Source organism: Streptomyces barkulensis (assembly GCF_002843305.1).
In the GTDB taxonomy this organism is placed as follows: Bacteria; Actinomycetota; Actinomycetes; order Streptomycetales; family Streptomycetaceae; genus Streptomyces; species Streptomyces barkulensis.
The window spans coordinates 114,745-126,333 of sequence record NZ_PGSG01000053.1 but is presented as its reverse complement, the minus strand read 5'-3'; the positions used below and the strand labels follow the sequence as shown (position 1 = coordinate 126,333).

The following is an 11,589-nucleotide window of genomic DNA, read 5'->3' as shown; positions in this document are numbered from 1 at the left end:
CCCGGCGACCTGAAGGTGGACGTGGACATCGTCCACACCTACCGCGGTGACCTCGTCATCGACCTGGTGGCCCCGGACGGGAGCACCTACCGGCTGAAGAACTCCGGCTGGGACTCGGGCGACGACGTCCGGGCGTCCTACACCGTCGACGCCTCCTCCGAGACGGCCTCCGGCACCTGGAAGCTGCGGGTGAGGGACGTCTACCGCACCGACTCCGGCTACATCAACAGCTGGAAGCTCACCTTCTGATCCACGACGAGGGGGAGCCGCGCCACCGGCGCGGCTCCCCCTCCCCCGTATCCCTCCCCCGTATCCCCCTCTCCCGGCCTCTCAGCGCAGCAGCATCCCGGCGGCCTCCCGGGCGCCGAGGCCGTCCGGCGGCAGGGTCACCAGCCCCATCTCGGACGGGCCCGCCAGCAGCGGATGGGAGGGCAGGACACGGACGGTGTAGCCGAACGGCCCGGTGCGGTCCAGCGCCAGCGGCCCCTCGTACAGCCGGCCCCCGTCCTCCTCCGTCCCGCCGGAGGGCTTGAGCGGTACGCGCACCGCCTCGTCGCCCGCGATGGAATCCGACTCGTCCACCCGCCCGGCGACCGCCTGCACCTCCACATCGTCCGGCTCCAGGCCGCCCAGGGCCACCCGTACCCGCAGCGACAGCGAGCCGCCCAGTTCCACGGACTCGCAGACCGACTCCACATGGTCGATCGCCACCCGCGGCCAGTTCGCGCGCACCCGCGCCTTCCACGCCGCCAGCCGCCCGGCGGCGCCGGCGTCCAGCGCCCGGTGGGCGTGGGCGGCGGGGGTGTACAGCCGCTCGGTGTACTCGCGCACCATCCGGTCGGCGAGCACCTTCGGCCCGAGCCTCTGCCTGGTCTGGCGGACCATCTCGATCCACCGCCCGGGCAGCCCGTCACCGGCCGGCCCGCGGTCGTAGAAGCACGGCGCCACATGCTCGCGGAGCAGTTCGTAGAGCGCCGCCGCCTCTATGTCGTCGCGCCGCTCGCGGTCCTGCGCGCTCTCGTGCGCCGCGCCGGGCCCGCCGCCGTCGGCGGTCGGGATGGCCCAGCCGAAGTCCGGCTCGTACCACTCCTCCCACCAGCCGTCCCGCACCGAGAGGTTGAGGCAGCCGTTGAGCGCCGCCTTCATCCCGGAGGTCCCGCACGCCTCCAGCGGGCGCAGCGGGTTGTTCAGCCAGACGTCGCAACCGGTGTAGAGCTTCTGCGCCATGGCCATGCCGTAGTCGGGCAGGAAGACGATCCGGTGGCGCACCCGGGGGTCGTCGGCGAACCGCACCAGTTCCTGGATCAGCCGCTTGCCGCCGTCGTCGGCCGGGTGCGCCTTGCCCGCGACCACGAGCTGGACGGGCCGGGTGGGATGCAGCAGCAGTTCGGTGAGCCGCTCGCGGTCGCGCAGCATCAGCGTCAGCCGCTTGTAGGACGGAACGCGGCGGGCGAAGCCGATGGTGAGCACGTCCGGGTCCAGGACGCCGTCGATCCAGCCGAGTTCGGCGTCCGAGGCGCCGCGCTGCCGCCAGGAGGCGCGCAGCCGCCGGCGCACCTCTTGCACGAGTTGCTCGCGCAGGGCGCGGCGGGCCTCCCACAGCTCGGCGCCGCCGGCGTCGGCGGGCAGCGCCCGCATCCCGCCGGCGGTCCAGGTGGGGGCGTGGACGCCGTTGGTGATGGAGGTGATGGGCACCTCGGCGGCGTCGAAGCCCGGCCACAGCCCGGCGAACATCTCCCGGCTGACCGCGCCGTGCAGTGTGGAGACGCCGTTGGCGCGCCGGGCGAGCCTGAGCCCCATCACGGCCATGTTGAACAGCCCGGGGTCGCCGCCGGGGTAGGTCTCGGTGCCCAGCCGCAGCACCTGCCCCACGTCCACGCCGGGCAGCTCGCCGTCGTCGCCGAGGTGGCGGGCGACCAACTCGCGGTCGAAGCGGTCGATGCCGGCGGGGACGGGGGTGTGGGTGGTGAACACCGTCCCGGCGCGCACGGCCTCCAGCGCGGTGTCGAAGGGCACGCCCTCCCCGCCCATCTCCCGGATGCGTTCCAGTCCGAGGAAGCCGGCGTGCCCCTCGTTGGTGTGGAACACCTCGGGCTCGGGGTGGCCGGTGACACGGCAGTACGCGCGCACCGCCCGCACCCCGCCGATGCCCAGCAGCATCTCCTGGAGCAGCCGGTGCTCGCTGCCGCCGCCGTAGAGCCGGTCGGTGACGTCACGTTCGCGCGGGGCGTTGTCCTCCACGTCGGAGTCGAGCAGCAGCAGGGGGACGCGGCCGACGCGGGCCTGCCAGACGTGGGCGCGCAGGGTGCGTGCGCCGGGCAGCCGCAGATCCACGCGGACCGGGGCGCCGCCCGGCTCGCGCAGCACCTCCAGCGGCAGCTCGTTGGGGTCCAGGACGGGGTAGTGCTCCTGCTGCCAGCCGTCGCGCGACAGGCTCTGGCGGAAGTAGCCGTGGCGGTACAGCAGGCCCACCCCGATCAGCGGGACGCCGAGGTCGCTGGCGGCCTTGAGGTGGTCCCCGGCGAGGATGCCGAGCCCGCCGGAGTACTGGGGCAGGGCGGCGGTGATGCCGAACTCGGGGGAGAAGTAGGCGATGGCGGCGGGCGGTTCGCCCTCCGCGCGCTGGTACCAGCGCGGCTCGGTCAGGTACTCGCGCAGATCCCCCGCGGCGGCGGACAGCCTCTCCAGGAAGTCGCGGTCGTGGGCCAGCTCCTCCAGTCTCCGGGCGGAGACGGTGCCCAGTGTCCGCACCGGGTCGCCGCCGGAGGCGCGCCAGCCGTCGGGGTCGGCGCGGCGGAAGAGTTCTCTGGTCTCGGGGTGCCAGGACCAGCGCAGGTTGTGCGCCAGGTCGCTGAGCGGTCGTAGGGGCTCCGGAAGGACGGGACGTACAGAGAATCGACGAATGGCCTTCACCCCTCGACGGTAGCCGGATCTCCGCTCTTTTCGCCCGGTAACCCGTCATCACGTCACCAACGGCCCCATGGGCGCATATGCGCGCAATCGTCGTACGCCCGCGCGCGGCGCCCGGTCCGTCTTCCGCCGGCCCTCCGCCTGGCACCGGGTGCCGCCACCGGCGCGAGGAGAGGAGGAGTTTCCCGGCCCGTGGCGGGAACGGTCAGGTTGGGCACGTTTGCTTACGAGTAGTTCACATTGAGGCGGATGCCCGTCCCGTCCGGGCGGGCAGTCTCTCCTCCTACCGCCCTTCCCGGGTTCCCCCGGAACAACCGTCACGCCAGCCGAGTGAAAGCGGACAGGAGCGGCCATGCCCCCGGCCCGTCAACGGTCTGTGGAACAGATAGAAAGAACAAAACCATCCGTAACGCCACCAGGTGATCCAATGATCGGTCGCATTCCCGTACTGGACGTCCATCCGCTCGTCGACTGCGGGCGCCGCCCGGCGAAGGCCGTGGCCGGCGAGACCTTCCGGGTCTCGGCCACGGTCTTCCGCGAAGGCCATGACGCGGTCGGCGCGAACGTCGTCCTGCGCGACCCGAGCGGAAGCCCGGGCCCGTGGACGCCGATGCGGGAACTGGCGCCGGGCACCGACCGCTGGGGCGCGGACGTCACCCCCGGCTCGGAGGGCCGCTGGTCCTACACCGTCGAGGCGTGGGGCGATCCGGTGGGCACCTGGCGGCACAACGCGAGGATCAAGGTCCCGGCGGGGATCGACGCCGAGCTGACCCTCACCGAGGGCGCGCTGCTGCACGAGCGGGCCGCCGCGGGGGTGCCCGGGGACGACGGCCGCGCGGCCGTGCTGGGGGCCGTGGAGGCCCTGCGCGACGCCTCCCGCCCGGTCGCCGCACGGCTGGCCGCGGCGCTGGCGCCCGAGGTGGTGGCCGCGCTGGACCGCCACCCGCTGCGCGAACCGGTCACCGCCACCCGTCCCCTGCCGCTGCTGGTGGAGCGCAGGAGAGCGCTGTTCGGCTCCTGGTACGAGTTCTTCCCCCGCTCGGAGGGCGCGGTGGTGCGGGAGGGCGAGCCGCCCGTCCCCGGCACCCTGCGCACGGCCGCCGAGCGGCTGCCCGCGATCGCGGACATGGGCTTCGACGTGGTCTACCTGCCGCCGGTCCATCCCATCGGCGAATCGTTTCGCAAGGGCCCCAACAACTCCCTGACCGCCGGTCCCCACGACGTCGGCAGCCCCTGGGCCATCGGCTCGGCCGCCGGCGGGCACGACGCGATCCACCCGGACCTGGGCACCTTCGAGGACTTCGACCGCTTCGTGGCGCGCGCCCGCGAACTGCGCATGGAGGTGGCCCTGGACTTCGCCCTGCAGTGCTCCCCGGACCACCCGTGGGTCAAGGAGCACCCGGAGTGGTTCCGCCACCGCCCCGACGGGACGATCGCCTACGCCGAGAACCCCCCGAAGAAGTACCAGGACATCTACCCCATCGCGTTCGACGCGGACATGGACGGGCTGGTCGCCGAGACCGTGCGGATCCTGCGGATGTGGATGTCCCACGGGGTGCGGATCTTCCGCGTGGACAACCCGCACACCAAGCCGGTCGTCTTCTGGGAGAAGGTGATCGGCGAGATCAACGGGACCGATCCCGACGTCCTCTTCCTGGCCGAGGCGTTCACCCGCCCGGCGATGATGCACACCCTCGCCAAGATCGGCTTCCAGCAGTCCTACACCTACTTCACCTGGCGCAACGGGAAGGACGAGCTGACCGAGTACCTCACCGAACTCTCCGGGGACGCCGCCTCGTACATGAGGCCCAACTTCTTCGTCAACACCCCCGACATCCTCCACGCCTACCTCCAGAACGGCGGTCGCCACGCCTTCGAGGTCCGCGCGGTGCTCGCCGCGACCCTCTCTCCCACCTGGGGGGTCTACTCGGGCTACGAGCTGTGCGAGTCGGCACCGGCCAGGCCGGGCAGCGAGGAGTACCTTGACTCGGAGAAGTACCAGCTCCGCCCGCGCGACTGGGCGGCCGCGGAGCGTGCGGGCACCACCATCGCCCCGCTCCTCACCGAACTGAACCGGCTGCGCCGCCGTCATCCGGCACTGCAGGAGCTGCGCAACCTGCGCTTCCACCACAGCGACAACCCGTCGATCATCGTCTACTCGAAGCACTGCGCACACCCGTACGCCGACACGGTTCTCACGGTGGTCAACCTCGACCCCCACCACACCCACGAGGCCACGGTCTCGTTGGACCTGGCGGAACTCGGCCTCACTCCCGCTCAGGCGGATGGCGCCGACCCCTTCCCGGTGCGCGACGAGCTCACCGGCGAGACCTATCACTGGGGCAGGGACAACTATGTGCGCCTGGAGCCGGGCCGCGGCGCGGCGCCCGCGCACATCCTCTCCCTGCGACCGTCCCCACAGACCGGAGGGTCACCCAACCATGACCGTCAATGAACCCGTCATCGACACGTTCGAGGACACGCCCGCCAAGGACCGCGATCCCGATTGGTTCAAAAGGGCCGTCTTCTATGAAGTGCTGGTCCGCTCCTTCCAGGACAGCAACGGCGACGGCATCGGCGATCTGAAGGGCCTCACCGCCCGGCTCGACTACCTGCAGTGGCTGGGCGTGGACTGCCTCTGGCTGCCCCCGTTCTTCAAGTCCCCGCTGCGGGACGGCGGCTACGACGTCGCCGACTACACCTCCGTCCTCCCCGAGTTCGGCGACCTCGCCGACTTCGTGGAGTTCGTGGACGCCGCACACCAGCGCGGCATGCGGATCATCATCGACATGGTGATGAACCACACCAGCGACCAGCACCCGTGGTTCCAGGAGTCCCGGCGCGACCCCGACGGCCCCTACGGCGACTACTACGTGTGGGCCGACGACGACAAGCAGTACCCGGACGCCCGCATCATCTTCGTCGACACCGAGGCGTCCAACTGGACGTTCGACCCGGTTCGCAAGCAGTACTACTGGCACCGCTTCTTCTCCCACCAGCCGGATCTCAACTACGAGAACCCGCAGGTCCAGGAGGAGATGATCTCGGCGCTGAAGTTCTGGCTGGACCTGGGCATCGACGGGTTCCGGCTGGACGCGGTCCCCTACCTGTACGCGCAGGAGGGCACCAACTGCGAGAACCTCCCGCAGACCCACGAGTTCCTGAGGAAGGTCCGCGCCGAGATCGACGCCCACTACCCCGACACCGTGCTGCTGGCCGAGGCCAACCAGTGGCCGGAGGACGTCGTCGACTACTTCGGCGACTACTCCAGGGGCGGCGACGAGTGCCACATGGCGTTCCACTTCCCCGTCATGCCGCGCATCTTCATGGCGGTGCGGCGCGAGTCGCGCTACCCGGTCTCCGAGGTCCTGGCCAAGACCCCGGCCATCCCCTCGGGCTGCCAGTGGGGCATCTTCCTGCGCAACCACGACGAGCTGACCCTGGAGATGGTCACCGACGAGGAGCGCGACTACATGTACGCGGAGTACGCCAAGGATCCGCGGATGCGCGCCAACATCGGCATCCGGCGGCGGCTGGCCCCGCTGCTGGACAACGACCGCAACCAGATCGAGCTGTTCACCGCCCTGCTGCTGTCCCTGCCGGGCTCGCCGATCCTGTACTACGGCGACGAGATCGGCATGGGCGACAACATCTGGCTGGGCGACCGGGACGCGGTGCGCACCCCCATGCAGTGGACGCCCGACCGCAACGCGGGCTTCTCCTCCTGCGACCCGGGCCGGCTGTTCCTGCCCACGATCATGGACCCGGTCCACGGCTACCAGGTCACCAACGTCGAGGCCGCCATGAGCAGCCCCTCCTCGCTGCTGCACTGGACCCGCCGGATGATCGAGATCCGCAAGCAGAACCCGGCCTTCGGGCTGGGCACGTACACCGAACTGCCCTCGTCCAACCCGGCGGTGCTCGCCTTCCTGCGCGAGTACGGGGACGACCTGGTGCTGTGCGTGCACAACTTCTCGCGGTTCCCGCAGCCCACCGAGCTGGATCTGAACGCCTTCGGCGGACGCCATCCGGTGGAGCTGATCGGCGGGGTGCGGTTCCCTCCCATCGGGGAGCTGCCGTATCTGCTGACGCTGGCCGGGCACGGCTTCTACTGGTTCCGGCTGCGCGAGCAGGCGTGAGGCGGAAGTAGGGCAGGCATGGACGGCGGCGGCCCGGGAACGAGTCCGGACACGGATTGGGCCCGGGCCGCCGCGGGCAGTATTCCTCCCACCACCGATCGCACCGCTCGAAGCAGTTCGCTAGCCCGCTTGGTGGGTACTCCCCGACACGTCCCGCACCGCCGGACAGCCACAGCCGCAATCCGGGACACTCTGCCGTACCTTTCGTGTGCCCGGGGAAAGGACGCCATGTCGGACAGCTCCTCGCCGCGCGCCGCCGTCGTCGCCACGCGCGAGCCGGAGGGCGCGGCGCTGCTGCGTTCGCTCACGCCACTGCTCACCGAATGGCTTCCGCGGCAACGCTGGTTCGCCGGAAAGGGGCGGCCCGTCAGCGGATTCGCCCTCGTCGCCGCCACCGAGCTGCTGCCGTGCGCGAGCGGCGCCGCGCCGGGTCTGCTGCACCTGCTGGTGCGGGCCCGCCAGCCCGGCGGGCCGGAGCAGACCCATCCGGTTCCCGCCGACTGCTACCAGTTGCTGCTGGGCGTGCGCGACGCCCTGCCGCCGCCGCTGGCCGGGTCCCTGATCGGGCACCCCGCCGACGGGCCGCTGGCCGGCCGCACGGTGTACGAGGCCCTGCACGATCCCCGGCTGGCCGCCGTGCTGCTGGAGCGGCTGCGCTCCCCCGGCCGGCTGGGACCGCTGCTCTTCCAGCGGGAGCGCGGCACCACGATCCCGCAGGGGCTGCCGCCCAGGCCGCTGAGCGTGGAACAGTCGAACTCCTCGGTGGTCTACGGCGACAGCCACATCCTCAAGCTGTTCCGCCGGGTCAGCCCCGGCGTCAACCCCGATCTGGAGCTGCCGCTGGCCCTGGCGCGGGCCGGGTCGGACCGGGTGCCCGCGCCGGCCGCCTGGTTCGAGGCGCGCACCGGCGAACGCCCCGGCGAGGGCGGTGAGGCGGGCGAGCCGATGACGCTGGGTGTGCTCCAGCCCTTCCTGCCCGGCACCAGCGACGGCTGGCAGCTCGCGCTGGGTTCGCTGGCGTCGCACGGCGACTTCTCCGGCTCCGCGCGTGCGCTGGGCCAGGCGATCGCCGAGGTGCACACCACGCTGGCGCAGGCGCTGCCGGTGACGGCGCTGGGCCGCCGCCAGCTCGAGTTCATCGCCTCCGGCATGAACGAGCGGCTGGAGGCCGCGGCCGCCGCCGTACCCGCCCTGCGCCCCTACCGGGGGAAGCTGCACACCGTCTTCGACGCCGTCGCCGGACTCGGCCGCGGCGGGCGCTCCTGGTCCGCCCAGCGCATCCACGGCGACCTCCATCTGGGCCAGGCGCTGTGCGCGGGGGACGACGGCCGCTGGTCGGTCATCGACTTCGAGGGCGAGCCCGCCCGTCCCATCGCCGAACGCCGCCGCCCCCAGCCGGTGGTGCGGGACATCGCGGGGATACTGCGCTCCTTCGACTACGCGGCGTGCCAGCACGCCCGGTCCGCCCCCGGCGAGGCCGGGTGGGCCCGCGAGTGGTCCGAGAAGAATCGTGACGCCTACTGCTCCGGCTACGCCGACGCCTCCGGCTCGGACCCGCGCGACGAGGACGTCCTGCTGCGCGCGTACGAGACGGACAAGGCCGTCTACGAAGTGCTCTACGAGGCCAGGCACCGTCCCGCCTGGCTCGCCATCCCGATGTCCGCCGTCCAGCGGCTCGCGGACACCTGAACGATTCCGTGCACAGGAGGCCCCTTCCGTGACCCCCCGTCCCGACAGCCGACCGTTCTCCGAAACCTCCCCGCGGCCCGTCCGCACCGGCGGCCGGGACGAGGACGCCGCCCCGGCCGCCTCCCCGGGAGCCGCCGGCCCGAAGGACCCGGCCGGCGCCGCGGACCCCGCCGGGGGGAAGGCCGCCGCCGGGAAGACCGCGGCGAAGAAGACCGCCGCGAAGAAGGCGGCCGCCAAGAGGACCGCGACCGAGAAGGCCGTGGCGAAGAAGGCGGTGGCGAAGAAGGCGGTGGCGAAGAAGGCCGCCACGAGGAAGACCACCGCCAAGAAGGCGGTGACCGGGAAGAAGGCGGTGACCGGGAAGGCCACCGCCAAGAAGGCCCCGGCGGGGAAGACCGCGGCCGGATCCGCCGGCAAGACCGCCGCGAGGAAGGTCGCGGCCGGGAAGACGGCGGCGTCCGAGCCCGTGGCCCTGCGCCAGGACGAGCCGCTGAAGGACCACGCCCCCAACTGGCCCGGCGCCCGCCCGCCCGCACCGCGCCGGAGCGACGACGCCCCGGCGGGGCAGGGCGTCGGGCGCGCCGCCGCGCTCGACCCCGGTGAGCGGCAGCGCCTGCTGCACGGCTCCCACCACGACCCGCACACGGTGCTCGGCGCCCACCGGGTGCCCGGCGGGGTGCTGTTCCGGGCGCTGCGGCCCTACGCCCGCCGTGTCGCCGTCCTGGCCGAGGGGGTGCGGGCCGAGCTGCACGACGACGGGGACGGGCTGTTCTCCGGTGTGCTCCCGCTGGCCGCCGAGCCCCCGGTGCCCTCCTACCGGCTGCTGGTGCGCTACGGGGAGGAACCCGGTCAGGACGAGCTGGAGACCGAGGACCCGTACCGCTTCCTGCCCTCGCTCGGCGAGCTGGACCTGCACCTGATCGGCGAGGGCCGCCACGAGGAGCTGTGGCGGGCGCTGGGCGCGCGTCCCATGACCGTCGACGGGGTGGCCGGCACCCGTTTCACCGTCTGGGCGCCCAACGCCCTGGGGGTACGGGTCGCCGGGGACTTCAACTGCTGGGACGCCACGGCCGCCCCCATGCGCTCACTGGGCGGCAGCGGCGTGTGGGAGCTGTTCCTGCCCGGGGTCGGCGCGGGCGCGCTGTACAAGTTCGACATCACCCGCCCGGACGGCTCCCACACCCTGCGCGCCGACCCGATGGCCCGCCGCACCGAGACCCCGCCGGCGACCGCCTCGATCGTGGAGGAGTCGGCGTACACCTGGCACGACGAGGAGTGGCTGGCGCGCCGCGCCGAACGCGCTCCCCACCAGGCTCCCCTGTCCGTCTACGAGGTGCACCTGCCCTCCTGGCGCCCCGGGCTGACCTACCGCGAACTGGCCGAGCAGCTTCCGGCGTACGTGAAGGACCTGGGCTTCACCCATGTGGAGCTGATGCCCGTCGCCGAGCACCCCTTCGGCGGCTCCTGGGGCTACCAGGTCACCGGCTTCTACGCGCCCACCGCGCGCATGGGCACCCCCGACGACTTCCGGTACCTGGTCGACCGCCTCCACCAGGAGGGCATCGGGGTGCTGATGGACTGGGTGCCCGCGCACTTCCCCAAGGACGAGTGGGCGCTGGCCCGCTTCGACGGCACCGCGCTGTACGAGCACTCCGACCCGGCCCGCGCCGAGCACCCGGACTGGGGGACGCTGGAGTTCAACTTCGGCCGCACCGAGGTGCGCAACTTCCTGGTCGCCAACGCCGTCTACTGGTGCGAGGAGTTCCACATCGACGGCCTGCGCGTGGACGCCGTCGCCTCGATGCTCTACCTGGACTACTCGCGCGAGTCCGGCCAGTGGACCCCCAACGTGTACGGCGGCCGGGAGAACCTGGACGCGGTGGCCTTCCTGCAGGAGATGAACGCCACCGTCTACCGCCGCTGCCCCGGCGTGATCACCGCCGCCGAGGAGTCCACCGCCTGGGACGGCGTCACCCGCGCCACCCACCACACCGGGCCGGGCGGCTTCGGCGGGCTGGGCTTCGGCTTCAAGTGGAACATGGGGTGGATGCACGACTCCCTGGAGTACATGGTCAGGGAGCCGGTCCACCGCAAGTACCACCACAACGAGATGACCTTCTCGATGGTGTACGCCTACTCGGAGAACTACATCCTGCCCATCTCCCACGACGAGGTGGTGCACGGCAAACGGTCGCTGGTGTCGAAGATGCCGGGCGACTGGTGGCAGCAGCGGGCCGACCACCGGGCGTACCTGGGCTTCATGTGGTCCCACCCGGGCAAGCAACTGCTCTTCATGGGACAGGAGTTCGCCCAGGGCGCGGAGTGGTCGGAAGCGCACGGGCCGGACTGGTGGCTGCTGGACCCGGCGTACTCGGCCGCCGGCGACCACCAGGGGGTGCGGGATCTGGTCCGCGACCTCAACCGCGTCTACACCGCCACGCCCGCCCTGTGGGAGCTGGACACCGATCCGGCCGGCTTCTCCTGGATCGAGGGGGGCGCGGCCGACGACAACGTCTTCGCGTTCCTGCGGTACGCCGCCGACGGCTCGCCGCTGATCGCCGTCTCCAACTTCTCCCCCGTCGTCCGGCACGAGTACCCGATCGGCGTCCCCGAGGGGTTCCCCGCCTGGCGGGAGGTCCTCAACACCGACACGGCGCGGTACGGCGGGAGCGGCGTGGGCAACCCCGGGCCGCTGAAGGCGGACGCGGCCCCGGTGCACGGCCGCCCGGCCGGCATCGCCCCGACACTGCCGCCGCTGGCGACGATCTGGCTCGTCCCGGCCTGAGCCGTACGCCGCCGCGGTGGGCGCACGGGAGGCGCGGCGGCCCTGACCGGTGGGGCCGGGCGGCCC

6 protein-coding genes are annotated in these 11,589 nt (G+C 72.3%); 5 read left to right on the top strand and 1 reads right to left on the bottom strand.

What is annotated here, in order from left to right; genetic code table 11:
• Positions 1-249: proprotein convertase P-domain-containing protein (locus tag CUT83_RS11120; RefSeq protein ID WP_173915055.1), on the top strand; the 249-nt coding region annotated here is incomplete at its 5' end.
• Between the two features lie 81 nt (positions 250-330).
• Here CUT83_RS11120 and glgP read toward each other — a convergent pair.
• Positions 331-2,913 carry an alpha-glucan family phosphorylase gene (gene glgP / locus CUT83_RS11115; RefSeq protein WP_101255688.1) on the bottom strand — a complete coding sequence of 861 codons (2,583 nt, stop codon included), beginning with the start codon at positions 2,911-2,913 and terminating at the stop codon, positions 331-333.
• 424 nt (positions 2,914-3,337) lie between these two features.
• On the opposite strand from glgP, the gene CUT83_RS11110 reads away from it, so the two are divergent.
• The 4 genes from CUT83_RS11110 to glgB all read left to right on the top strand — a co-directional run bounded on the left by CUT83_RS11110 (position 3,338) and on the right by glgB (position 11,523).
• Entirely contained in the window at positions 3,338-5,365 is a 2,028-nt protein-coding gene (locus CUT83_RS11110) for an alpha-1,4-glucan--maltose-1-phosphate maltosyltransferase (protein ID WP_173915054.1), read from the top strand.
• Positions 5,352-7,049: a maltose alpha-D-glucosyltransferase gene (treS, locus tag CUT83_RS11105; RefSeq protein WP_093847587.1), complete on the top strand. Its 1,698-nt coding sequence runs from the start codon at positions 5,352-5,354 to the stop codon at positions 7,047-7,049. Before CUT83_RS11110 ends, treS begins: the two co-directional genes overlap by 14 nt.
• Positions 7,050-7,277: 228 nt before the next feature.
• On the top strand, positions 7,278-8,738 hold the full coding sequence (locus CUT83_RS11100; protein ID WP_101255686.1) for a maltokinase N-terminal cap-like domain-containing protein: 1,461 nt from the start codon (positions 7,278-7,280) through the stop codon (positions 8,736-8,738).
• 28 nt (positions 8,739-8,766) lie between these two features.
• The gene (glgB, locus tag CUT83_RS11095; RefSeq protein WP_101255685.1) at positions 8,767-11,523 is read left to right on the top strand and encodes a 1,4-alpha-glucan branching enzyme; all 2,757 of its coding nucleotides are present in this window, start codon (positions 8,767-8,769) and stop codon (positions 11,521-11,523) included.
• Positions 11,524-11,589 lie beyond the last annotated feature (66 nt).

Coding starts and splice junctions, on each gene's coding strand:
- treS (WP_093847587.1), top strand. CDS start 5,352: ATGACCGTCAATGAACCCGTCATCGACACGTTCGAGGACACGCCCGCC.
- CUT83_RS11100 (WP_101255686.1), top strand. CDS start 7,278: ATGTCGGACAGCTCCTCGCCGCGCGCCGCCGTCGTCGCCACGCGCGAG.
- CUT83_RS11110 (WP_173915054.1), top strand. CDS start 3,338: ATGATCGGTCGCATTCCCGTACTGGACGTCCATCCGCTCGTCGACTGC.